Annotated in this window: 20 protein-coding genes; 10 read left to right on the top strand and 10 right to left on the bottom strand. The window is 62.2% G+C overall.

From position 1 onward, the window contains the following. Positions 1–20: 20 nt before the first annotated feature. On the bottom strand, positions 21–368 hold the full coding sequence (locus tag F8G81_RS10310; protein WP_267278872.1) for an ectoine synthase: 348 nt from the start codon (positions 366–368) through the stop codon (positions 21–23). A 288-nt stretch (positions 369–656) separates the two neighbouring features. On the opposite strand from F8G81_RS10310, the gene F8G81_RS10315 reads away from it, so the two are divergent. From F8G81_RS10315 to F8G81_RS10325, 3 genes are all read left to right on the top strand, one after another. Continuing rightward, positions 657–1430: an SDR family oxidoreductase gene (locus tag F8G81_RS10315; RefSeq protein WP_267278873.1), complete on the top strand. Its 774-nt coding sequence runs from the start codon at positions 657–659 to the stop codon at positions 1428–1430. A gap of 2 nt (positions 1431–1432) precedes the next feature. After that, the gene (locus F8G81_RS10320; protein ID WP_267278874.1) at positions 1433–2521 is read left to right on the top strand and encodes an L-idonate 5-dehydrogenase; all 1089 of its coding nucleotides are present in this window, start codon (positions 1433–1435) and stop codon (positions 2519–2521) included. A 213-nt stretch (positions 2522–2734) separates the two neighbouring features. Then, a complete protein-coding gene (locus tag F8G81_RS10325) occupies positions 2735–3241 on the top strand; it encodes a hypothetical protein (RefSeq protein ID WP_267278875.1) in 507 nt (168 codons plus the stop codon). A 32-nt stretch (positions 3242–3273) separates the two neighbouring features. Here the strand turns inward: F8G81_RS10325 and F8G81_RS10330 are convergent, their stop codons facing one another. The 9 genes from F8G81_RS10330 to F8G81_RS10370 form a co-directional block, all read right to left on the bottom strand. Further along, positions 3274–3864 (bottom strand): TetR/AcrR family transcriptional regulator, encoded by a 591-nt coding sequence (locus F8G81_RS10330; RefSeq protein ID WP_267278876.1) that lies wholly within the window; start codon positions 3862–3864, stop codon positions 3274–3276. Positions 3865–3894: 30 nt separating this feature from the next. After that, a complete protein-coding gene (locus F8G81_RS10335) occupies positions 3895–4497 on the bottom strand; it encodes a TetR/AcrR family transcriptional regulator (protein WP_267278877.1) in 603 nt (200 codons plus the stop codon). A gap of 5 nt (positions 4498–4502) precedes the next feature. After that, complete coding sequence (locus F8G81_RS10340) at positions 4503–5675, bottom strand: pyridoxal phosphate-dependent aminotransferase (protein WP_267278878.1); 1173 nt, start codon at positions 5673–5675, stop codon at positions 4503–4505. A 66-nt stretch (positions 5676–5741) separates the two neighbouring features. Then, a complete protein-coding gene (locus F8G81_RS10345) occupies positions 5742–6539 on the bottom strand; it encodes an SDR family oxidoreductase (RefSeq protein ID WP_267278879.1) in 798 nt (265 codons plus the stop codon). A gap of 90 nt (positions 6540–6629) precedes the next feature. Then, a complete protein-coding gene (locus F8G81_RS10350; protein WP_267278880.1) occupies positions 6630–7655 on the bottom strand; it encodes a biotin-dependent carboxyltransferase family protein in 1026 nt (341 codons plus the stop codon). After that, positions 7645–8370 (bottom strand): carboxyltransferase domain-containing protein, encoded by a 726-nt coding sequence (locus tag F8G81_RS10355; RefSeq protein WP_267278881.1) that lies wholly within the window; start codon positions 8368–8370, stop codon positions 7645–7647. The genes F8G81_RS10350 and F8G81_RS10355 overlap by 11 nt, the downstream gene beginning before the upstream one ends. A 133-nt stretch (positions 8371–8503) precedes the next feature. Continuing rightward, positions 8504–9307, bottom strand: a complete 804-nt coding sequence (locus tag F8G81_RS10360) for a LamB/YcsF family protein (RefSeq protein ID WP_267278882.1) — start codon at positions 9305–9307, stop codon at positions 8504–8506. A gap of 75 nt (positions 9308–9382) precedes the next feature. Next, positions 9383–10732: an MFS transporter gene (locus tag F8G81_RS10365; RefSeq protein WP_267278883.1), complete on the bottom strand. Its 1350-nt coding sequence runs from the start codon at positions 10730–10732 to the stop codon at positions 9383–9385. A gap of 48 nt (positions 10733–10780) precedes the next feature. Continuing rightward, on the bottom strand, positions 10781–11413 hold the full coding sequence (locus tag F8G81_RS10370) for an RraA family protein (RefSeq protein ID WP_267278884.1): 633 nt from the start codon (positions 11411–11413) through the stop codon (positions 10781–10783). A gap of 305 nt (positions 11414–11718) precedes the next feature. Here F8G81_RS10370 and F8G81_RS10375 point away from each other — a divergent pair, with 305 nt between their 5' ends. The 7 genes from F8G81_RS10375 (at position 11719) to F8G81_RS10405 (ending at position 23007) form a co-directional block, all read left to right on the top strand. After that, positions 11719–13305, top strand: coding sequence for an ABC transporter substrate-binding protein (locus tag F8G81_RS10375; protein WP_267278885.1), 1587 nt, complete (start codon positions 11719–11721; stop codon positions 13303–13305). 11 nt (positions 13306–13316) lie between these two features. Next, a complete protein-coding gene (locus F8G81_RS10380) occupies positions 13317–14363 on the top strand; it encodes an ABC transporter permease (RefSeq protein ID WP_267278886.1) in 1047 nt (348 codons plus the stop codon). Further along, the gene (locus tag F8G81_RS10385; RefSeq protein WP_267278887.1) at positions 14356–16116 is read left to right on the top strand and encodes a dipeptide/oligopeptide/nickel ABC transporter permease/ATP-binding protein; all 1761 of its coding nucleotides are present in this window, start codon (positions 14356–14358) and stop codon (positions 16114–16116) included. The genes F8G81_RS10380 and F8G81_RS10385 overlap by 8 nt, the downstream gene beginning before the upstream one ends. 5 nt (positions 16117–16121) lie before the next feature. Further along, positions 16122–16943 carry an ABC transporter ATP-binding protein gene (locus F8G81_RS10390; protein WP_267278888.1) on the top strand — a complete coding sequence of 274 codons (822 nt, stop codon included), beginning with the start codon at positions 16122–16124 and terminating at the stop codon, positions 16941–16943. 73 nt (positions 16944–17016) lie between these two features. Next, a complete protein-coding gene (locus F8G81_RS10395; RefSeq protein WP_267278889.1) occupies positions 17017–17958 on the top strand; it encodes a 2-hydroxyacid dehydrogenase in 942 nt (313 codons plus the stop codon). A 55-nt stretch (positions 17959–18013) separates the two neighbouring features. After that, entirely contained in the window at positions 18014–22777 is a 4764-nt protein-coding gene (locus F8G81_RS10400; RefSeq protein WP_416377140.1) for an NAD-glutamate dehydrogenase, read from the top strand. Further along, positions 22774–23007 (top strand): hypothetical protein, encoded by a 234-nt coding sequence (locus F8G81_RS10405; RefSeq protein ID WP_267278891.1) that lies wholly within the window; start codon positions 22774–22776, stop codon positions 23005–23007. The genes F8G81_RS10400 and F8G81_RS10405 overlap by 4 nt, the downstream gene beginning before the upstream one ends. Positions 23008–23018 lie beyond the last annotated feature (11 nt).

The following is a 23018-nucleotide window of genomic DNA, read 5'->3' on the forward strand; positions in this document are numbered from 1 at the left end:
ACGGTGGGCTGCCGGTGCTGTCATCGTGATGGGGTGCAGGCGACTGCGAAGACGAGCCCGGAACTGCCTACTTTGTGTTCGTAGGTGTGTTCCCGGGGAAGATACATGGCGTCTCCCGGGCGGAACTCGTGCGTTGTTCCATCCGGCAGTGTCTGTGTTGAGCTGCCGTGCAGGCAGTAGAGCACGGATTCGTGCTCTCCGTCCCCCTTGGCAGTGTGCTCAAAATATGGGGCGATGTGCGTGATGTGGAAGGAGAACGAAGAACCGTGCAGTTTTTCGGTGATCAGCCGATGACTGAATTCGGTTCCTCCTTCCTTCAGTTCAATACGCTCGACGTCCTCGGGGCGGCTCCAGCTTATGGGGTGCATGGGGAGTCTCTTTTCTCACTGGCAGTGCTTGGCAATGGAAACACGAAGAAATTCTTACTTGAGAAGAGCGTCTCACTGTCAAGTCTTCGTGTCAATGGTTTTTTGTGAAGTAAGTCACTGCTGCCAACGTGAAGACCGGCGCGCCGGCGAGCCTGCCTGCAAAACGCGAATCATCTAACAAATGCGAAAAGTTTCTTGCTTTCTGACCCGGACCCTCTTACGCTGGAAACAAGCCCAACACCCGTAGCGAGGCATCGATGCCGTCGCGAATACGATAAGGAATCCCCCATGGAGTCCAGTCCTTTTGATCTGACGGGCAGCACTGCGCTCGTCACCGGTTCAAGTCGCGGCATCGGCAACGCACTGGCCGCGGGGCTTGCTGCCGCCGGTGCTGCCGTCGTCCTCCACGGACTGGATCCGGAGCGCCTGGCGCAGGCACGCAAGTCATTTATAGCCCGGTTCGGAAGCAAAAAAATCGGGGCCGTCGCCTTTGACATCACCGATGAATCGTCGGTTGCGCGCGGCATTGCCGAGATCGAAGAAAACTTTGGTGATGTGGACATCCTCGTCAACAACGCCGGCATCCAGCACCGCGTCCCACTGCTGGAACTGGCCGTAGAAGACTGGAACCGTGTCATCTCCACGGACCTCACCAGCGCGTTCCTTGTCGGCAGAGAAGTGGCGCGGCGCATGGTGCCTCGGGGACGAGGCAAGATCATCAACATCGGTTCGGTGCAGTCGGATCTGGCACGTCCTACCATTGGCGCCTATACGGCGGCGAAGGGCGGCATTCGAAACCTCACCAGGGCAATGGCGGCCGAATGGGCGGCCTCGGGCCTGCAGATCAATGCAGTCGCACCGGGCTACATCCATACGGAGATGACCCAGCCGCTCGTGGACGACGTGGAGTTCAATTCCTGGATTTGCAAGCGCACACCTGCGGGGCGATGGGGGACCGTCGGTGACCTGACGGGGCCGGTGCAATGGCTCGCGTCCCGCGGCTCGGACTACGTGAACGGTCAAACCATCTTCATCGATGGCGGCATGACGGCGGTGGTCTGAGGATGACGACCGCTGACGCCACTGCCACCACTAAAGCGACTCACGGCTGCGCACTCGTTGTGCACGGAGTGGGAGACCTGCGCCTCGATCCAATACAGCCGGCGGAACCGCACCCGGATGAAGCCGTCGTCGAGATCGCCTACGGCGGGATCTGCGGGTCGGATCTGCATTACTGGCTTCATGGTGCGGCAGGTGAGTCAGTCCTTCGGCAGCCGTTGATCCTGGGCCATGAGGTCGTGGGCATGGTAAAGGTTGCTGCGGCGAACGGCCACGGGCCCGCCGCCGGAACGAGAGTCGCCGTCCATCCGGCCACGCCTGGGGGTACGGGCGTGCGCTACCCTGAGGACCGTCCAAACCTGTCACCCGGCTGCACATATTTGGGCAGCGCGGCACGCTACCCCCACACGCAGGGCGCCTTCAGCCAGTTAGCGGTCCTGCCGGCCCGGATGCTTCGCCCGCTGCCCGAAGGACTTTCGCTCCGGACCGCCGCTTTAGCTGAACCTGCCAGCGTCGCCTGGCATGCCGTCGCCCGCGCCGGAGACGTCGCTGGAAAACGCGCACTTGTCATCGGCAGCGGACCCATCGGCTCTCTGGCGGTTGCAGTGCTCAAAAGGGCCGGAGCGGCCGAAATCACTGCCGTGGACCTGCATGAAGAGCCCTTGGCAATTGCACGAAGCGTCGGTGCCACCCACACGATTCTGGCAACTGACTCCGAGGCCATTGCCGCCGTCGAGGCCGACATCACGGTGGAGTCCTCGGGGAACTACCGCGGCCTTAATTCGGCCATCCGTGGAACCATGCGGGGCGGGAAAGTAGTGATGGTGGGGCTGTTGCCCACCGGAGAACAACCTATTGCCATATCCCTGGCAATCACCAGGGAACTCGAACTCCTGGGCTCATTCCGCTTCAATTCCGAAATCGACGACGTTCTAGTTGCCCTTGCCGACGGCAGCCTATTCGTTGATCCAGTGATCACCCACGAATACCCCTTCAACGAATCCCTCGAAGCCTTCAGCACGGCCAAGGACTCCCGGCTCTCCGGAAAAGTCCTGATCTCTTTTACACCCAGTGCTATGCAGGGAGCTGACTAATGTTGCGTTCCAACCAGCAAGTGACAATACCCCGACAACCCCGTAACCGGCTCACCGCCCGGACGGGAAGCCACTGCCCCTTGAGCGGGCTTTGGCTACCCGGCGGGGAAGAAGGTCCCCCCTCGCCGGTGCTGGAAGGCAGCCTCATGCCTGCTTACTCGAACGATCCAGTCGAATGGACCCTGCTCGAACCGTTCGGAAGAATCACAGGCCATGGTGTACAGACTTGAGGAGCGACCCCGGCGCCAGCCTGCAGAAAAACGGCGGAGTGACGCGCAACTGGCAGACGCACGCCGGATGAGGTCAGGCGCCCTCGAACGCCACCTGACGGAGACCCGCACTTCGCTTGCACGCATTGCCAGCGATATCCGCTCGCTCCTCATTCGCCGCAATGAGGCGGCCGCAATGGCCCTTGCAGACCGGGTTCCCGCCAGGGCCATCGCCGAAATTACCGGAATGAAGGCCATCGACGTCAAAAGGGTTGCTGGGAGCATGCTTCATGTCGAGTTCACCGGCACCTCAGCCCGCGTGCATTTGGATCGGCTCGCCGCGATCAATTCCAAGCTGGCCGCTGCTATCGAGGAGAAAGCACGGGCAGAAAAGCAACTGCTGTTGGCCGCCCAAGAAGCCCTGAAGAACGGCGAATGCGACGTGTTCCGTCTGGCAGCCGCGGCGAATATGACAGCTGACCGGTTCCGCGAGCTCCTGCGGCGCGGTTGAAAAACAGATGTCCGAGTTTTGCGCTCGCTGACTTAGCTTGCCGCTTGCTTGCGGTCCTCACTCCAGCCAGACATCGCACCCTTAAGAGCCGCAACGAGGCGGTGCGACGCCTGGTCCTTGGTCAGTCCCACGGTGTTGATCAGGTCGAGGATTTCGCGGGGATCGAAAAGGATATTCCACAGGAAGAGGGCTTCATCGCCGAGGGGTTCGAAGCCCAGTTCTTCGCAGGTTTCCCGCAGCGGCCGCTCCAGGGCGTCAGCCTGGACCGTCAGGTAGAAAGTCCCCTTGCGCAGCCGGGCCAGATAGCCCTCGCCGGAACGCGTATACAACATCGCTCCGCCGTGGCGGACCACCAGCTCCACCCACTTCCTGCTGACAGCCTCCAGCAAGGCCACTCCGGAAGATTCCTGCTTAAGGCTGAAGTCACGCAGTTTCTCGCCGACGCCGAAGCGGTATTCGGCGAGGACTTCCTCAACTGAAGCGAAGTGCCTGTAGGCGGTTGCCGTGGATATCTCCGCCTGCTTCGCGACGTCTGTCATGCTGATCGCTCCGCGCCGGGCAGCGTAGAGCTGCCCGGCAGCTTTGATCAGTTGTCTGCGGTTGCGCTGTGTATCACTACGCATGGTTCAGCACCCTTTCGTTACCTCCCTAGTTTAGGGGTTGTCCGGTTTCCAGCCTTGAAGGGCGCCGGTAAAGGTTCTTGTGAGGCGCCGTGCGACCTGATCCGTCGTGAGCCCGACACTGTCGATCAGGTCAAAAATTTCCCGGGGATCGAAGAAGACGTTCCAAAGAAACAGGCCTTCATCGCCCAAGGGCCCGGTCCCCAGCTCCAGGCAGGCCTCGTCGATTGGTCGCCGCAGGGCCTCTGCCTGGACTGTCAGGTAGTAGGCTCCATTCCGGATTCTGGCGAGATAGCCGTCGGCGGAGCGGGTGTGGATCATCGAAGCACCATGCTGGACGACGAGCTCAACCCATTTACGGCACACACACTGCAGCAGCTCCGATCCATGGACTTCCTGGGCCCCGCTGTAGGCCAGGAGTTCGCGACCTACCTCGAAACGGTAGGCAGCCAGGACGTCCTCTACCGAGGCGAAGTGCCGGTATGCAGTGGCAGTTGAAATTCCGGCTGCTGCCGCAACCTCCGACATAGTGGCAGTGCCGCCGGCACCAAAGAGGCGACCGGCGGCACTGACCAAAAGGGAACGGTTGCGCTGAGTGTCGAGTCGTAACCCGGCACTAGGATCCATGACCTGCATGCGCTTTACCTGAGCGCCGTGAGGCCCGCGGCGAGCCGTTCAACGCCCAGCGTGATGGCTTCAGCGCTGGCTGCGTATGACAGGCGCAGGTGGAACTCACCGTTGCGGCCGAACTCGCTTCCCGGGCGGACTGCTACGCCGAAGGTCCGCAGGTGTGCCACCATCTCTGCCGCCGGCATATCGACGTCGTACTTGGGGAACAGATAAAACGCGCCCTCCGGCGAGCTCACCGTCAATCCTGGGACGCGGACCAGACCCGCGACCATCAGCTCACGGCGCAAGGAGTAGGAAGCGTGCATCCGCTCAATATCAGGGCCGCAGGTCCGCAGGGCCGTGAGCGCTGCGAGCTGCACCGCCGTGTTCATGGACCCGTTAAACGTATTGTGTACGCGGGCCGCTGCCCTGATGACGTTGGACGGTCCCCACAGATACCCGACCCGCCAGCCCGTCATGGCATAGCTCTTGGAGAAGGTCTGGCAGTAGATGGTCCGGTCTGCCAGACCGGGAATTTCCAGGGCCGAGACAAAGGGATCGGAAGTGTAGACCAGGTCGCTGTAGGCCTCATCGGAGAGCACCAGGGTCTCGGTACCTGCGACCATATCCGCCAGGGTTTCCAGCTCAGCCCTCGAATGAACAATCCCGGTGGGATTGGAAGGGTTGCAGAAGACAAACATCTTGGCTCCCTGAAGAGCTTCGGCCAGCAATGGCAGGTCCCAATGCAGGTCGTCCGCCAGCGGGACAGGCACGATCGTGCCCCCGGCCATGCTGACCAGGTCGGCGTAGAGGGAGTACGTAGGGTCAGGGATGACCACCCTGTCGCCCGGGTTGACGATGCCAAGGATGGCGGCGGCAAGTCCCGCCGTCCCTCCCTGGGTAATCAGCACGTCGCTGGAGCTGGCCACCCCGCCGAGGAGCCGGCCGATACGGGCAGCCAGCTCCTCGCGGAGTTCCGGCTCGCCGAGCAACGGCGAGTAGTGGGTGTGGCCCTCCTCCAGGGCCTTCACAGCAGCAGCTCGAACCTGTGCCGGCGTATCGAAGTCCGGCTCGCCCATGGCCAGGGAGACCAGATCCCCCTTTGACTGGGGCTGCTGCACCCGCAGCGACGTGCGCTGCACGCGCAGCACGGCTTCGGACGGTTGGAAACCGCTGGCAATGGCGGTAACGGGTTCTGTGGTCATGGTTGTCCTGCTCCGAATAGTTGATGAAAGCCTTGTAGGCAAGTGCTTGGGCTGAGCGGCGGGCCGTCAGCCCTTCGGGAGGTCCTCAGCCGGTGCGCCCGTCCACTTGCTGATTTCGAGGTCCCCCGAAGTGTCCCGCTGCAGGGTGGGGGCGATGATCAGTTCCTGGACCACAGTGCGCTGGGGCATGGTGGCGACCAAGTGAATGGCCCGGGCCACGTCCTCGGGCTGGACCATGTTGTCGCGCTCCTCCTGCCGGGGCGGACGGGCACGGTTGTCCAGAATCGGGGTCGCCGTTTCGCCTGGAAGGATGGTGATCGCGCGGAGACCGTCGTTGCGGAAGGTGTTGTGCAGGTAGGTCATGAAGTTCCGCACTGCGGCCTTGGCTGCCCCATAGGCTGCCCCGCCCAGGAGGTTGGGGTTAACAGCCGCGAGCGACGACACGGTGATGATGGTTCCCGTGCGACGGCTCAGCATATCCGGCAGGACGGCCTGAGTGAGGAGATATACGGCGTTGAGGTTGACGTTGAGAACCTCGTTCCATTCTTCCTCGCCTATCCACCGGACATTGAGGACCTTGCTGGCGCTGCCGGCGTTGTTTACGAGAATGTCCACCGGGCCAAGGGTGCTTCGCACCCAATCGATAAGGTCCTGGACATTGTCTTTAGAGGAGATGTCTGCGGCCTTGGCGTAGGCCTTACCGCCGTTGGCGATGATCTCCTCGGCGAGTTCCTTCAGGACTGCCTGCCGGCGTCCCACCACGACAACATGGGCGCCTTCGTCGGCCAGAAGTGCTGCTGTGGAGCGGCCCATCCCGGTGCCTGCACCGGTGATCACGGCTACTTTTCCTTCAAGAAGTCCCATGGTTTCCATTCCTGTAAGAGTGATACATGAATCACATATGCGAAAAGTTTCTCATTTGTGGGGTACTCAAGTCAACCCCTGGCTGCAGAATCAGGCCGCTGCAGGCTCGGCAACGGGGGCTGCCTGGAGAGGCAGGCCGACCGCGGAAAAAAGCTTGGCGACACGTTCCTCAAGGGCGAGCAGGGCGTTCTGCTGCTCGCGGTAGTCCTGGACTGCGTGCTGTTGGCTGACCCAGTTGAACCGCATCTTTTGCCCTGGTCGGGCCTGGCCCAGGCGTGGAAGGGCTGCTTTCGTGGCAAAAGCGACGATCGGATATCCGGCGGTCAGGGTCCGGTAGCGGCCCAGGATGATCAGTTCGTCGCCGTGCGGAATCTCGAAGGCTCCGATGGGTACGCCGTGTGAGACGATCTCGCCGAGGCTTTCGGGGTGGACCACTGGACCGTCAAGGCGCAGGCCGACGTGGTTTGATGTAGGCGTCACGGTGTATTGGCGGGACGCCAGCAGCTCGCGGATGCCCACAGCGGCGTCCGTCTCCGGGCCCTCAACAATGTCTACGGTCCAGACTCCCGGACTGAAGGCAGGAATGGGCACGGGGAGGCGGAACAGGGGCTGGGTCAGATAGGGATGTTCGAAGCCTGCGTAGGCGGTGCGGAGCTCTATCGTCTGCCCGGCTGTGATCACCTGAGGGAAGCCCATTCGTGCCTCCGGTGCGGCGCTGCCCATGAAGTGCCCCGTGGCAAGGGTGCCACTGAAAGCGAGGTAATTGCGCATGCCGTCCCTGGCATTGGCTATGACCACACGCGCTGCACCGGGAACACAGACAGGTTCCCACATCGGGACTGGCTGTCCATTGACGGTGACATCGGCCGGTGCCCCGGTCACCGAGATCAGCACGGGGCTTTTGGCAACGAATGCAAACCGGCCACCCATGACTTCCACGCATGTAGCGGAACGTTGGTTTCCCACCAAGATGTTGGCCACGGAGGCAGAATGCTGGTCGGCGGCCCCGCCGCATGGCACGCCCATGAACTCGGAATGCTCCCGTCCCAGGTCCTGATATGTGGATAGCCAGCCGTGTTCGGAAACTTTCAGCGCAACGTCCTGTTCAACCCGCACTTTGGGAGGTTCCTTCCTGGTCCTGTGTGTCCTCATTCGCCGGGTCCGGCGTGCCCACGGGCCGGAGGAACCGGCCTGTGAGGCGTGCCCATTCGCTGTGCGGCACAACCTTGAATCGCACGCTGTCTCCGGGCTTATAGGAGGTGGCTGGGTCTTCGCGTATGTCGCAAATTGTCAGCGGTGTCCGCCCTATGACTTTCCAGCCTGTGGGGCCGGGGAACGGCTGGATGATCGCGCTGGTCCCAGCCACCATCACTGAGCCGCTGTCAACGTTCGTTCGTGGCTCCCTGCATCGGCTCACCTGCCCCGGGAATCGGACAGTTCCCATCATGGGGGCCATCGCCGAGGCGAGAAGGTTGATCGAGAGCTCCGATGCCTCGAGCCTGGCCAACACCTCGTCCTGGCTGATGCCCAGTTCATCGGCGACGTCCGGAAGATCCGGGGCGAACTCCTCCGTGACGACCATCGGGATAACAAACTGGTTCCCCGCGTGTATTTCGACGCGCCCATCCAGCCCACGCCCAGCCGCCGCCAGCCGAATGGTTTGCGCCAGCTGTTCGTGGCTTACCTGTAGGCAGTCGAATTCGACCAGCAGTGAATCAATCCCCGCGACGACGTCGACCAATCCATGGGGACGGACGTCGAGCAAGATTTCGCGAAGCCTGCGGCTGCCGGCCTGCCGTTCATCCGTGCTGACGCCTGCGAGGCTGATCATCAAAGCCGAATCCCCAAAGGGAACGGCCCTGATCTCAGGTAAGGAAGGCAGCTCGTGTGGCGGGGGATGCGTACTCATGGGGTCCTTGGCTCTCGTGGATTTTCAGGCGCCTGCCGTCGGGGCAGGAAGGGAATCAGACAGCGGCCAGCCGGGCCTTTTCTGCCAGAACCTCCTGGAGACCCGTCGCATTGATTCCGGCCCGGTCCAGGGCTGCTCGGAGCGCTGTGCCGTTTTCCAGGACCTGCGGATGATCACCGTGAAGCAGGACGACGTCGGCGTCGTGCCCCAGCGGGACGACTTTGCCTGTGACGGCCTTTACTGTGCCCTCGGTGACAACCTGGACGACGCGGCGACCGATCTCTTCAGGATCGTGCAGCAACGCTCCCTCGGTGTTGCGGGAGACGGGCATGCCGTCCTCGCCGTAGCCGCGGTCAGCCAGGAATACGTAGCCAACCTGGAGCCCGCGTTTACGTGATTCCTCGGCGAGCAGGCCCTGCTGGCAAATCACGATGTACGAGGGGTCATAGGCCTTGATGGCGTCAGTGATGGCGCGTGCGTGTTTGGCGTCTGTCTGGGCGATGCTGCCCATCCGGCCGTGGGGTGCCACGTGGCTGATCTTTCCGCCGTGAATGCGGGCAAACCCGTCCAATGCTCCGATCTGGTAGAGCACGTCAGTGCGGATTTCTTCCTCGCTGGCCTCGATGAGCCGTCGGCCGAAGCCCACCAGATCCGGGTATCCGGGGTGGGCCCCCAGCTCAATGCCGCGTTCGACGCACGACTTGACTGTGGCATCCATAACGCGGGGGTCCCCGGCGTGGAAGCCGCAGGCGATGTTGGAGGCGGTGACCAGCCCGAGCAGGGCCTCGTCATCACCGATGGTGTAGTTTCCGTAGCTTTCGCCGAGGTCCGCGACGACGGCGACTGAGTTGATGCTCAAGGTTGACTCCCAATGGTTCTGATTGTTGTGCCTTCTATGATCCAGAGTCGGCGGCAGGCCCCCGTCGCTGGTTTATTAGTGGGTTTGAAGCGGCTGGCCCTTTGTTTCCTTGAGGAAATAGATGGAAACCAAAGTGATCATGGCTGTGCTGATGGCAGCGTAGGCCGGAACCATGCTGTTGCCGGTGGCCTTGATGATTTCGGTCATGACCAGGGGAGCGCTGCCGCCAAAGATGATGGTGCTGATGCTGAAACCGATGCTGTAAGCGCTGTAGCGGACGGTGGTCGGGAACATTTCCGTGAGTACCGTGTGCACCACTGCTGCGTGGCCTGAGAATGCAATGGCCATGACCACGGTGGCGATGCAGGCAAGCAGCATATTGCCTGTGGTGATCATCGCGAACATCGGGTAGGAGACCGCCGCCATGAGTACGGCGGACAAGATGAGCACGGGCTTGCGCCCGATGCGATCGGAAAGCCGTGCCATCAGCGGAATGGAGATGATGATCGCCACGAGGCTGAAAGCGGTGACAGTAAGGGCTTGGAGCATGCTGAAGTTGTTGCCGCTGCCGAGCTGGGTTTTCAGGTACGTGGGCATGTAGGCGAACAGCAGGTAGTAGCCGGGCCCGTTCACGGCCGGAAGGAAGATTGTCAGTGCGATGGCCTTCAAGTGGCGCTTTGAGGTGAAGACGGCACGCAGCGGGTTGGGCTCCACCGCGTTTCGCTCGCGCAGCGCCGCAAAGTGCGGAGTATCTTCCATCTTGGATCGGATGTAGTAGCCCACGTAGCCCAGCGGAACAGCAAAGAGGAATGGGATGCGCCAGGCCCAGGATTCCATCGTGGCGTCGCCCAGGGTGGTGATGAGCATGGCGGAGAAGCCGCTGCCGAACAGCAGGGCGCAGAACGAGCCGACCGCGATGAAGCTCATGGAGTAGTTGCGGTGTTTGTTGTGCGCGTATTCGCCCACGAACGCCATGGCGCCGGCAACTTCGCCGCCGGCCGAGAAGCCCTGCAGGATGCGGAGCAGGATCAGCAGCGCCGGTGCCGCCCAGCCAATGACGGATGAGGAAGGGATGAGTCCGATACAGGCGGTCGCGGCGGAGATCAGCAGAAGAAGCATGGCCAGCAGGTTCTTGCGTCCGAGCTTGTCGCCCAGATAGCCGCAGATGACACTTCCGAAGGGGCGTGCAAGGAAGCTGACGAGGAAGCCCACGTTGGTGAGCAGCAGGGATCCGAGATCCTTGGAGCCCATGATGTTGATGGCGAGATACGTGGTCAGAAGCCCGTAAATGCCGTAGTCGTACCACTCCACGAAGGAGCCCATGGTGCCGGCGATTGTCGCCTTGCGCACCATCTTGCCGTCGGCAGTGACGACTTTTACTTGAGCGGTGTTCAGGTCCACTGATTCCGTCAATGTTTTGGCCATTGGAAGTTCTTTCAGTTTAGGGGCCCGCTGCGGAATTACGCAGGGGGATTAGGTGTACTCGCGGGTGATCTCTGCGGTCATCTCGGCTTCGTGGACAGCGACGGCCTTGACGAGTTCCAGGATTTCCGCGGCCCGGGCCTGGGGAATGATGACGATGCCGTCGTCGTCTGCTGCAACAATGTCTCCTGCTGAGCAGACGATGCCACCGATGGCCACCGGTTCACCGATGACGCCGGGGCCGTTCTTGAAGGGGCCTGCCGGAGTGGTGCCGCGGGCGAACACGGGAAATTTGATCTCGGTGATGGTTGCGCGGTCACGAATGTAACCGTCGATGACGGCGCCGGTCGCACCTGCGGCTTCGAACCGCTGGGAGAGCTGCTCGCCGACGAGCGCACGGTGCTGATGTCCGAAGCCGTTGATAACAATGACGTCCCCGGGCTCAATGTAGTTCAGGGCCTCGATGACCGCGGCGTTGTCTCCTGCCGCGCCCAGGACTGTGAGCGCGGAGCCGACGCAGTGCGCTCCCGCCCAGACCGGGTTGATGTTGCCGTCAACGAGCCCGAGTCGTTCCATGGCATCGCCGATATTGGCCACGGGAAACTTCTCGAAGGCCTGAACGAGTTCACGCGGCGGACGCGTCCAGGTCGCCTTTCGGACGGTGAGGTCGAGTGTTGTTGCCATTTGTTCCACCTTTGGTTGGTCGGGGATACCTGCCGGCAAGCCCTGAGACGTCAATCACATATGAGAAAAGTTTCGCGTTTTTTTGCCCAAGAGTCAACCCCGGACCTGCATTCCCCTGTAAAACCTTCACGGGGCCGACTTCTGGTGAGATAAATCACGAACAGGCGTTGACTTGCATCACAGAATAAGAGAAAATCTTCTCATTCGCGAATACTCTCGCAAATAACCGATTTCGTAGATCCACGCTCCAGTGGCTCATTTCCAGAGCTGCGGGGCCCGATCCCGAACTGACCAGGAGATCACCGATGCAAGGACGATCCACCTTCTTGGGGGCGGCGGCAGCTGCCACTGCCCTCACACTGCTCCTGACCGGCTGCACCACGGGCACAGGAACCACTGGCTCAGGGACCGGCGGAACCGCTGGCCCTTCCACGGACACCATCCGCACCGCGCTGAACTCAGATCCCACAACGTTTAACGCCGCCAAGGCCAATGCCAAGGACGACTATGAGGTGGCCCGTTTCCTCTTCGACACTGTGGTCCGCCGTGACGGGGACGGCAAGTTCATCGGGGGACTGGCCACCGACTGGACGTCCACGGCAACAGAAGCCTCACTGACCATCCGCAAGGATGCGACCTGCGCTGATGGAACCGTCATCACCCCCACCATCGTGGCCAAGTCCCTGACCTACTTCGCCGATCCGGCAACCAAGAACAACTTCGCCAAGCTCGTCTTCGGCCCCGGCCAGCCGACGATCACCGCAGACGACGCCGCAGGCAAGGTTTCGGTCAAACTGGCCCAGCCCTGGTCCGAACTTATCGGCGGACTGACCCTGGCCCAGACCGGCATCATCTGCCCCGCCGGGCTCGCCGATCTCGAGGGCCTGGCCAAGGGATCCGTGCAGGGAGCCTTCTCGGGCCCCTACACGTTGACAAAAGCTGGCCATGGTGTCAGCTACGACATGACCCTGCGCGAGGACTACAAGGCCTGGCCGAAGTGGTCCAAAGAGCTCGAAGGAACACCGGCCAAGACCGTGCGGTTCTTCCCCGGCGTGAACAAGACCACCGTGGCTAACCAGCTTCTTACCGGCGAAATGGACATCTCGGACATTGCTCCTGCTGACACCGCCCGCTTTGAAGGGAACAAGGACTACACCGTCACGTCCGTGCCTTTCGCCGGAATCTTCCTGCTCTTCAACCAGCGCCCCGGCAGCCCCTTCACCGACCCCGCCCTGCGCAAGGCAGTGGCGCAACTGATGAACCAGCAGGCCTTTAACGCCGCCGCCTACGCCAACAAGGGAATCCCCTACACCTCGATTGTCGCTCCGACCGTGCCGTGTGCACTGGAGGACAACTCACACTTCACCAAGGAAGACGCAGAGGCCGCAAAAGCTGTACTTGCGGGCAAGACCTTCAAGATGGTTGGCACCACCAGTATCGGCCCGAACGGCGCAGGAAGCACCTACGTCCAGGAGGCGCTACGCGCGGCCGGAGCCACCGTCAACCTCAATCTCGTGGACAACGGAACCTGGGCCACCATGACCCAGACCAAGCCTGAGACGTGGGATCTCACCATCCAGGGCGACGCGAACTTCGTCGGTACCGTCGCAGCGTCCCTGACCCGGATCGCAGGCGTACCCACCGAGAAGGGCGGCCGTAACATCGGCGGCGGCGAAAACGCGGACATCCTGGCTGAAATCGCCACCGCGCAGTCGGCCACCGACGAGGGCAAACGGTGCGAGGCCTACGAAAGGGCGCAGATCAGCATCCTGGAAGACAACGACATTGTTCCCTTCGTCGGCGAACCCCAGATCGTTGCACAGCGCGCAGGCTTCTCCATCCAGGCGCCCTCAGGCATCGTGGACTACGCCACCATGCGGATCACCAAGTAAGGCCAAGGACCATGACTGAACCGACCATGCTGAACAGGGAAACCGCCTTGTTCAGCAACCCCCCGGGGGCTCCGAAGAGCCCTCGGGGCGGGCTCCGCAACCTCTCCCCCTGGGCCAGCTACGGCCTGCGCCGCGCAGGCGGAGTACTGCTGTCCGTCGCCCTGCTCGTGGTGGTTACCTTCTTCATGGTCCCGCTCCTCCCCGGCGACCCCGCCGTAGCAGTGGCCGGCGCCGACGCCACCACCGAGCAGATCGAGGCCATCAGGGAGAGCCTGGGGCTGAACCAGCCCCTGCACCTGCAGTTCATTCAGTACGTCGGGAACCTGTTTACAGGCAATCTTGGCGAATCCTTCGCCTACAGCACATCAGTTTCCTCGATCATCGCGACCAAGCTGCCCTTCACCGCGGAACTCGCCCTACTGGGCATCATCGTGACCCTGCTGGTTTCCATTCCGGCAGGAATGGTGGTGGGTATCCTGACCCGCGGTGGACGCCGCAAGTGGCTGGACGTGTCCTTCGGGATGCTGACCGGATTCTTTCAGGCGGTGCCGCAATACGTTATGGCCACGCTACTGGTGGTGCTCTTCGCGATCATCCTCAAGGTCCTGCCGGCCGCCGGTGCAGCAACCCTCAGTTCCCTGATCCTTCCCGTCCTTGGCCTCTCGATTGCACCGATCTGCTCGATCGCGCGCGTGGTCCGCCGTGAAACCTCTACTGTCCTGGAGCAGGACTATCTGCGGACCGCCCGCGGTTGGCGCCTGCCGCCTTTGAGGCTCTACGCCCGCCATGCCCTGCCCAACCTGATGACGACGACCCTGACCCTCGCCGGGCTGATCCTGGCCGGCATGCTCGGCGGCGCCATCATTATCGAAAACGTCTTCAACTGGCCCGGACTCGGCAAGGAAATCGTCACGGCCATTATCAACAAGGACTACCCCGTGATTCAGGGCATCATCCTGGTCCTCGGGTTCCTTGCCATCATCCTCAACCTGCTGGTCGACGTCATCCTTGGCATTATCGATCCGCGCACCCTCGGAGGAGGAAAGTCCAATGGCTGAACAACGCCGCACAAAAAGCCGCTTCCGGTGGACCACAGGCCTCATTGTCGGCATCGTGTTGATGGCCATCATGGTCCTGATAGGTCTCCTGGCACCCCTCTTCCTCACCGAGGCCGCTGAAAAGCTCACCGCCAACGCGTCCCAGGGGCCCAGCGAAGAACACTGGCTGGGAACCGACGACTTCGGGCGTGACGTCCTCGCCCGTTCCCTGGTCGCCACCCGGCTCACCCTGGTAATGACCGCTGCCACAACGGTCATCGCAGTCGTCGGCGGTGTTTTGATAGGTACCTTCATCTGGCTCGCCCCGCCCAGGATCCGTAACGCCGTCCTGCGCGTCATCGATGCCGCCGTCGCCTATCCAAGCCTCATTTTCGCGCTGCTCATCGCCGCGATCCTCGGACAGGGAGCCTGGTCTGCTGTGCTGGCAATCGCGATCGCCAGCATCCCCGCGTTCGCCCGCCTGACCGCAAACATGGCTGCATCGATCTCGCAGCGGAACTACGTATCAACGGCACGTCTGCTGGGCGTCCCGGGCCCGCGTATCATCACGCGCCACCTGCTGCCCAACATGGCAGAACCGCTTCTGGTGCTGACCGCAACGGTCTTCGCCACGACGCTGATTGAGCTGTCAAGCCTTTCATTCATCGGACTCGGTGTTCAGAATCCGGAGTACGACTTTGGGCGCCTGCTTAACGAGGCTCTCGTGAACATCTACTCCCAACCACTTCAGGCGGTGATGCCCTCCATCATGATTACCGCAGCAGGGTTGAGTGCCATGCTCATCGGGGACGGTCTTGCCGCCGCAACGGACCCCCGCGGCGGACGCAAGTTCGGTAGCGTGAAGGCTGCCTCTGAACTCCCGGCCTCCATGCGGGCCGACCAGGAAGCCTTGGTGGAGGTCGATAACCTCACCGTCAGCACACCGAACGGCGTGCCGCTGGTTAAGGGTGTATCCCTGAGCATCAAAGCGGGGGAAGTAGTGGGACTCGTGGGTGAATCAGGGTCCGGCAAATCCCTTACCGCCATGTCCATCGCCGGGCTGCTCCCGGAAGAACTAACCGTCACAGCCCACACCATGAGGCTTGGCGAACTGAACCTGCTCAGGAAGAACGACCCGCGCACACTGGCAACGTCCATCGGTCTGGTTTACCAGGACCCCGGAACCAGCTTCAATCCCGCGCTGCGTATCGGTTCCCAGCTGACCGAAGTCAGCCGGGTACACCTGAAGCAGTCCAAAAAGACCGCTTACGGCAGGATGGTCAAGGCGCTGGCGGACATCCGGATCACTCAACCGGAAACGCGGATGAAGCAGCACCCGCACGAACTCTCCGGTGGCATGCTCCAGCGGGCCATGATCGCCTCGACCCTGGTCACCGATCCCCGGCTCATCATTGCGGATGAACCCACCACGGCACTGGACGTCACCGTCCAGGCAGACGTTTTGCGTCAGTTCCGGACCATCAACCGGGAAATGGGTACAGCAATGCTGTTCATTTCCCACGACATCGGTGTGGTGCAAGCGCTCTGCGACAAGGTCATCGTTATGAACGGCGGAAAAATCCTGGAACGGCTCACCGGTGCCCAGCTGGCCGCCGGCGACGTGAAACACCCGTACACGAAGGCATTGCTTGCAGCGACGCCGAGCATCGCCGAACGCAAAGCGGAACTCGTCTCTGTGCGGGCCGAAGACTTCACCTACGACGAAGTCACAGAGGACACCCCAGGCCCCGTCCCTCTGGAAGGAAAGAAGTAACCGCCATGACAAGCACTCCAACTTCCGCTGTTCCCGTGCTGGAAGTCCGCGACGTCGAGGTCACTTTTGGCTCCGGACAGTCCGCGGCGAAGGTCATCAAGGGTGTATCGGCGACAATCGAACGCGGCAAAACGCTGGGCATCGTAGGTGAATCCGGATCAGGAAAGTCAACATTGGCCAAAGCCATCGTTGGTCTGAACCCGATCAGCGCCGGCAGTATCTTGATCAACGGCGCGGATGTGTCCAGGATGACCGGGGCGCAACGACGTGCAATGCGCCGTGAAGTCCAGATGATCCCGCAGGATCCCTACTCATCGCTGAACCCCCGCCGGACCATCGGGCAAACACTTGCTGAGGCGATCGATCCCGTGAAGTCCAACCCCCGCGCCCATGCCAAAAAGATCTCCTACTGGCTCTCAACCATCCGCCTGGACGCCGACGTGGCCGAGCGATACCCGCACGAGTTTTCCGGCGGGCAGCGTCAACGCATTGCCATCGCCCGGGCGCTGGCAGTTGGACCGAAACTCATCATCGCCGACGAAATTACCTCGGCACTGGACCTGTCCGTCCAGGCCGAAATCCTGAACCTCATTAGCCGTCTGCGCACGGAACTGGACGTGACCATGGCCTTCATTTCGCACGACCTGGACGTGGTGCACCACGTCAGTGACGAGATCATGGTCCTCTTCCACGGGGAAGTCGTGGAACTCGGAGACGTGGACAGCGTCTACGGCAGCCCCAAACACCCCTACACGCGCAGGCTCATCGATTCCGTCCCGGGTGGCCCGGGGTTCGACATTGGCGAACGGCGGGTAGCCGCAATCTGATCCTCCGCCTCTTCTGGCATCCGGCACCTTTTCCTTCCCTTCCCCTCCGGCACGACCCCGTGAAAGGCCTTCCATGCAACTTGTCCGCAACGTCACCTTCCCCGACCAGGAGCTTCTTTCCCGTCTTCAGCCGCTCCCGGAATCTATCCGCCCCGCTATCTGGGATCTCCGTTCCCAGCCGGAAGGGATAGACCTGAGCAGCATCGACGCGGTCATCCTGCCGTACCTGAATGCCGGGGAAGTCCTGGGTGAACTGCGAAACGTGCCTAATCTGAAGTTTGTCCAGGCGCAGTCGACCGGTTACGACGGCATCGCCGAAGCAGCGGGTCCCGGCGCTGCCGTGGCCAACGCCTCCGGCGTGCACGCTGCCGCAACAGCTGAACTTGCCCTTGGCCTCATCCTTGCCAAGCTGCGCGGCATCGACATCGCCGCAAGAGACCAGCTGAGCGGCTCATGGCGCCCGGAACGCAGGTCCTCCCTGGCGGACCGGAAGGTTCTCCTGGTGGGCGTCGGCGGAATCGGGCGCGAAATTGCCAAGCGGCTTGAACCGTTTGAAGTAGAGCTCACACGGATTGGCAGTTCCGCCCGACAAGACGAATTCGGCGAAGTGCACGCCGCATCCGAACTCGCCAAACTTGCTCCACGCCACGACGTCCTGGTCACGGTCACCCCGCTCAGCAACGCCACGTATCACCTCGTCAACGCCGAGGTACTCCGCGCCCTCCCTGACGGGGCACTGGTAGTGAACGTGGGGCGCGGACCGGTGGTGGACACAGCAGCCCTTACCGCAGAAGTAGTCTCTGGCCGTCTGCATTGTGCACTCGACGTCGTAGACCCCGAGCCCCTTCCATCCGAGCACCCGCTGTGGAAAGCCCCGAACGCTTTGATCACCCCCCACATAGGCGGCAACGCATCAGCGTTTGAACCGCGGATCCGCAAGCTGTTGGCCAGGCAGCTTGAGGCTCTCGCAGAGGGCCGGAAGCCGGCCAACCTGGTCCAGGCCGGACCCTTCTAAGCCAAGCACCTTAGCGACCACCGAGCAAGGAACAACGTTGTCAACGGATGAACTCATGGAGACCACCCGCATCCCCGATGGATTCCTGGCAGGCTACTACGCCGGGCTTTCGCCGGAGGATCAGAATCAGTACGAACTCGGGAAGCTGGAGGCACGCGCCGCAGCGCACTATCGTGCTGGGCGCGGGCGCATCCCTGAAACTGATGCGTGGGTCGGCGTTCTCCCGGATGAAGAGAACACGGTCCTGGCCGTCATAGCCAAGGACATGCCGTTCCTGGTGGACTCGTTGCTCGCCGAACTGACCCGGCGGAAGCTCGGAATCCGTTTGGTGGTCCACCCGAGGTTCCTGGTCGCGCGCAATGCCGAAGGGGACATCGAGAGTATCCGCCCTGCCCGGGCGGAGAAGGATGCGTCCGCTGAATCCTGGATTACGGTCGAGCTGCGGTTTCGCCTGGAACCTGATGTCTTACAAGAGCTGCTGGCTTCCCTGCGCGCGGTGCTCAGGGATGTCCACGCCGTCACCATCGACTGGCAGCGAATGCGCCAGAAACTGCGAGAGGCCGCCGGCGCGCTCCTGGCCTCGGCGCCTCAGACGCCGGGAGCGTCGTACCCGGCTACGGGCGTCGATGCCGCAAAGAACTTTTTGCGCTGGCTGGAAAGCAACCACTTCGTTTTCGTGGGTTACCGCGAATACCGTCTCGAACGTGGGACGGGCGAAGACCGGCTGATCGCCGTTGCAGGCAGTGGTCTGGGCGTACTCCGGCTAGGCGAGGCGGACGCCAGGCCGCGCATTTTGCGCGGAGCTGCCAGGGACTCCGCCCGGGAGCCCGCACCCATCGTCATTACGAAGGCGGCTTCGCGCTCCACCGTCCATCGCGACGCCCATCTGGACTACATCGGGGTCAAGACCTTTGATTCGGCCGGACAGGTCAGCGGGGAGCACCGCTTCCTCGGGCTTTTCACCTCAAGTGTCTATAACGGCCCCATCGAAGACATCCCGGTGGTGGGGGATAAGATCCGCGCCGTGCTTTCCGGGAGCGGCTTTGCCCCAGAAAGTCACTCCGGACGCCAGCTGATGTCCATTCTCGAGACCTACCCGCGCGATGAGCTCTTCCAAATCGGGGTAGATGACCTCCTGCATAAATGCGGCCAAATCATCCGGATGCAGGAGCGGCGTATGGCCCGGGCACTCCTGCGGGCTGACGCCTACGGTCGGTTCGTCACGGTCCTGGTGTACCTGCCCCGGGACCGCTACAACACCTCCGTACGCACACGCATTGAAGATGAATTGCGGGTTTCCTTCGGGGCCTACGACGTTGAGCATGAGGCACGGGTGAGTTCCTCGGCCCTGGCCCGAATCTTCTTCACTGTCTGGACCACAGCCGAACGCACCGCCGCCCTGGACGAGGCGGGGATTGAACGCCGCGTTTCCAATGCCGTCCGGTCCTGGCCCGAGGGGATCGTTCAGGGCCTGCAGGACAGCCGACCAGCGGGCACGGCCGAAGCCCTTGCCAAGCGGTGGGAGGAAGCCTTTCCCGCTGAATACCGCGTCCGTTACAGCATTGAAGACGCCATCCGGGACATCGGCCGCTTTGAGGAGCTCGACGGCGGGAAGACGGCGGACGGCCAGTCAGCGGCCAAGCTTTTCATCGATGAAAATGCGGACGGGCCCGGTACCGTCCAGATGCGGCTGTACGTCAGGACACCTCAAAGCCTGAGCCGGATTCTGCCCTACTTCGAGCACCTGGGCCTGGAAGTGGTACAGGAGCGCCCTTATGAAATCACGGACTCCATGGGGGAGGAGTACTTCCTGTATGACCTCATCGCGGTGCGTCCCTTCCAAGTGGCGGAGGACGCAGCGTGGGATCTCCTGCCCAACGCCTTCGGCGCGGTCCTGACGGCACAGGCAGAATCGGACGTACTCAACTCCCTCGTTCTGCAGCTTCGTCTGCCCTGGCGGCTAGTGGCGCTGCTGCGCTGTTACGTAAAATACCTGCGCCAGCTCGGGACCGCCCACTCCTTTGACTTCGTGGCATCAACACTCCAGGCACACCCGCAAGCCACGAGCTCCCTTGTGCGCTTATTCCAGGCGAAGTTCGAACCAGATCAAAGGCTAGGCGAAGCGCCTGCACCACCGGCTGGGGGCCAGACTGGCCGCTTTGCGGCGGTCGAATCAGCAGACTCGGACCTGTCCGCCGCGCTAAACAATGTTTCCACCCTTGACGCGGCCTTTGTCCTGGAAACCCTGGCAAACCTGGTGAGGGCAACCGTCCGCACCAATTTCTACCAGGGCAAACCTTACATCAGCCTCAAGCTGGACCCCTCGGACATTGCCGCCCTGCCAAAACCCAGGCCCAAGCACGAAGTGTGGGTGTACTCGCCCCGGGTGGAAGGCGTCCACCTCCGGTTCGGGAGAACCGCAAGGGGTGGACTGCGGTGGTCTGACCGCCAGGAAGACTTCCGCACCGAGGTCCTCGGCCTCGTCAAGGCCCAAGTGGTGAAGAATTCCGTCATAGTTCCGGACGGCGCAAAAGGCGGTTTTTACGCCAAGCACGCCGCTGGAATAAGCGATCGTAGCGCCCGGCTGCTGGAGGGGGAGGATTGCTACCGGACCTTTATCAGTGGGCTGCTCGACGTCACGGACAACATCAGGTTCGAGAAGAACGGGCACCGCACCGTGGTGCCGCCGACGGATGTCGTCCGCTATGACGGCGACGACGCCTACCTGGTGGTAGCCGCCGATAAGGGCACCGCAACGTTTTCCGACATCGCGAACGGCATCGCTGCCGAGTACGGCTTTTGGCTGGGCGACGCCTTCGCCTCCGGTGGTTCCGAAGGCTACGACCACAAGCGCATGGGAATTACCGCCCGCGGTGCCTGGGAATCGGTCAAAATCCACTTCAGTGAGCTGGGCCTGGACCCCCAGTCAGTTGACTTCACCGCGGCAGGTGTCGGGGACATGAGTGGGGACGTCTTCGGAAACGGGATGCTGCTGTCCCGCCATATCCGGCTCGTAGCGGCTTTCGACCACCGCCATATTTTCCTGGACCCGCAACCAGACGCCGGCGATTCCTTCGCGGAACGGGAAAGGTTGTTTAACCTTCCGCGTTCCAGCTGGGAGGACTACGACCGAAACAGGATCAGCGACGGCGGCGGAGTATGGTCACGGACAGTTCGCACAATTCCGCTGCACCCGGCCGTTCGGGAGGCCCTTGGCCTGGATCAGGGCATCGAGTCCTTGAGCCCCCCTGCCCTGCTGCGCGCCATTCTCAAAGCTCCCGTGGACCTGCTCTACAACGGCGGCATCGGCACCTACATTAAGGCCTCCTCCGAGAGCCACGCCGATACCGGGGACCGGGCCAACGACGCTATCCGAGTCAACGGCAACGAACTGCGCGCCCGCGTCGTCGTAGAAGGTGGGAACCTGGGCGCCACCCAGGCGGGACGTATCGAGGCGGCGCTCAACGGCGTCCTCCTCAACACCGACGCCATCGATAATTCGGCCGGCGTCGACTGCTCCGACCACGAAGTCAACATCAAGATCCTCGTCGACCAGGAGATCCGGGCAGGCAGGCTCCCCGGCTCCGACCGCGCAGGATTCCTCGCAGGGCTCACAGACCATGTGGCCGAGGCCGTGCTGGCCAACAACGTTGCCCAGAACATTCTCCTGCTCACCGACCGTAGGTTCCCGCCGGCGTCGTTCCCCAACTATGAGAGACTCATGCAGTTTCTCGAAGCCAGGGGAGAGCTGGACCGCAAACTTGAGTTCCTGCCCTCCACCCAGGAGCTCGAGGAGCGGATCTCCCACGGAAAGGGCCTCACCTCGCCAGAGTTGTCCGTTCTGGCCGCCTACTCGAAAAACTCCCTCGCCGCAGCAATTCGGCAGACGTCTCTGCTCCAAGACCCGTACCTGGAAGCAATGCTGCGCAGATACTTCCCTCAGCCACTGGTGGAGCGCCTTGGTGCGGGCATCGACGCGCATCCGCTCAAAGGCGACATCATTGCAACGGTGCTGGCCAACGATGCCGTGAACATCGGCGGAATCACAGCCATCTTCCGGCTTATGGAGGAAACCTCCAGCACCGAAGTCGAGGCCGTAAAAGCGTTCGTCATCGCCAGCGAACTTTTCGGCCTGAGGGAACTTTCCGCAGGATTGGTACGGACTTGCGCTGACCTTCCAGCCGAAAAGTGGAGCCGCATCTATCTGGACATACGCAGGGTCCTGGACCGCGCCATGCGATGGTTCCTCCAACATGACCATCGTCTTCCCATCGCCGAGTGCATCGGTCTCTACCGTCCTGTAGTTAACGAGCTACGCCCACGCCTCCCTGAGCTTCTGGTTGGCCGTGATCGCTTGGACGTTTCGCACCTGCTCGAGATGGCAGGAGAGTGGGGCATCCCAGCCGCCGTTGCCAGGGCCTGGGCCGAACTTCGGGAAGCATTCACCGCCCTGGACATTGCCCGAGTGCAGCAACTGACGGGCAAGTCACTGGACGTCATCGCGCCAACGTATTTCGAGGTCCACGAGCGGTTCGGCATCGAGGACCTGCTCGGCCGGATCGATGAGCTTCCCCGGTCCACAAAATGGCAGGCCATGGCTCGCGCTTCCCTACGGGAGGACTTGTCCGCGGTGGTCCCGGAACTTGCCGTTGCCGTACTTGCAGTCGACGCCGCTTCCAGTGAGCGGTTCGGACTTTGGGAGGCACGGCACCATAGCCGCCTGGTTGAGGCCGACCGCCTCCTGAAGGCTGCACCAGAAGTCAGCTTCGAAGCCCTGGCGGCCTACACCGGCACGCTCAGGAGGGCCGCGCGGGCATGAAGTCGGCCAAAAGCACGGTGGACGGCCGGGAGTGGAACGTCGCTCAGTTTCACCCGAAGCATCCGGAGCGGCCCACGGTCAGCAGGCGTAACCTGGTGTGCATCGCCTGCGGCGCTCCGGCGGTTTTCCGCTCGGGATCAGACAACCGCTCGTCGTCCTTCGCGGCGCAGCACCGTGACTATTGTGTGGCGGTGGCACCCACGTCGGCGGTGTTCCGGTACCTCCAGTAAGAGCAGCCAGA

This window comes from Arthrobacter sp. CDRTa11 (assembly GCF_026427775.1).
Lineage (GTDB): Bacteria > Actinomycetota > Actinomycetes > Actinomycetales > Micrococcaceae > Arthrobacter.

Bases quoted from the DNA above. Each gene is read 5' to 3' on its own strand.
- F8G81_RS10390 (WP_267278888.1), top strand. From the start codon at position 16,122: ATGACAAGCACTCCAACTTCCGCTGTTCCCGTGCTGGAAGTCCGCGAC.
- F8G81_RS10320 (WP_267278874.1), top strand. From the start codon at position 1,433: ATGACGACCGCTGACGCCACTGCCACCACTAAAGCGACTCACGGCTGC.
- F8G81_RS10355 (WP_267278881.1), bottom strand. From the start codon at position 8,370: ATGATCAGCCTCGCAGGCGTCAGCACGGATGAACGGCAGGCCGGCAGC.
- F8G81_RS10365 (WP_267278883.1), bottom strand. From the start codon at position 10,732: ATGGCCAAAACATTGACGGAATCAGTGGACCTGAACACCGCTCAAGTA.
- F8G81_RS10345 (WP_267278879.1), bottom strand. From the start codon at position 6,539: ATGGGACTTCTTGAAGGAAAAGTAGCCGTGATCACCGGTGCAGGCACC.
- F8G81_RS10385 (WP_267278887.1), top strand. From the start codon at position 14,356: ATGGCTGAACAACGCCGCACAAAAAGCCGCTTCCGGTGGACCACAGGC.
- F8G81_RS10330 (WP_267278876.1), bottom strand. From the start codon at position 3,864: ATGCGTAGTGATACACAGCGCAACCGCAGACAACTGATCAAAGCTGCC.
- F8G81_RS10340 (WP_267278878.1), bottom strand. From the start codon at position 5,675: ATGACCACAGAACCCGTTACCGCCATTGCCAGCGGTTTCCAACCGTCC.
- F8G81_RS10380 (WP_267278886.1), top strand. From the start codon at position 13,317: ATGACTGAACCGACCATGCTGAACAGGGAAACCGCCTTGTTCAGCAAC.
- F8G81_RS10325 (WP_267278875.1), top strand. From the start codon at position 2,735: ATGGTGTACAGACTTGAGGAGCGACCCCGGCGCCAGCCTGCAGAAAAA.
- F8G81_RS10315 (WP_267278873.1), top strand. From the start codon at position 657: ATGGAGTCCAGTCCTTTTGATCTGACGGGCAGCACTGCGCTCGTCACC.
- F8G81_RS10395 (WP_267278889.1), top strand. From the start codon at position 17,017: ATGCAACTTGTCCGCAACGTCACCTTCCCCGACCAGGAGCTTCTTTCC.
- F8G81_RS10400 (WP_416377140.1), top strand. From the start codon at position 18,014: ATGGAGACCACCCGCATCCCCGATGGATTCCTGGCAGGCTACTACGCC.
- F8G81_RS10335 (WP_267278877.1), bottom strand. From the start codon at position 4,497: ATGCAGGTCATGGATCCTAGTGCCGGGTTACGACTCGACACTCAGCGC.
- F8G81_RS10375 (WP_267278885.1), top strand. From the start codon at position 11,719: ATGCAAGGACGATCCACCTTCTTGGGGGCGGCGGCAGCTGCCACTGCC.
- F8G81_RS10310 (WP_267278872.1), bottom strand. From the start codon at position 368: ATGCACCCCATAAGCTGGAGCCGCCCCGAGGACGTCGAGCGTATTGAA.
- F8G81_RS10370 (WP_267278884.1), bottom strand. From the start codon at position 11,413: ATGGCAACAACACTCGACCTCACCGTCCGAAAGGCGACCTGGACGCGT.
- F8G81_RS10405 (WP_267278891.1), top strand. From the start codon at position 22,774: ATGAAGTCGGCCAAAAGCACGGTGGACGGCCGGGAGTGGAACGTCGCT.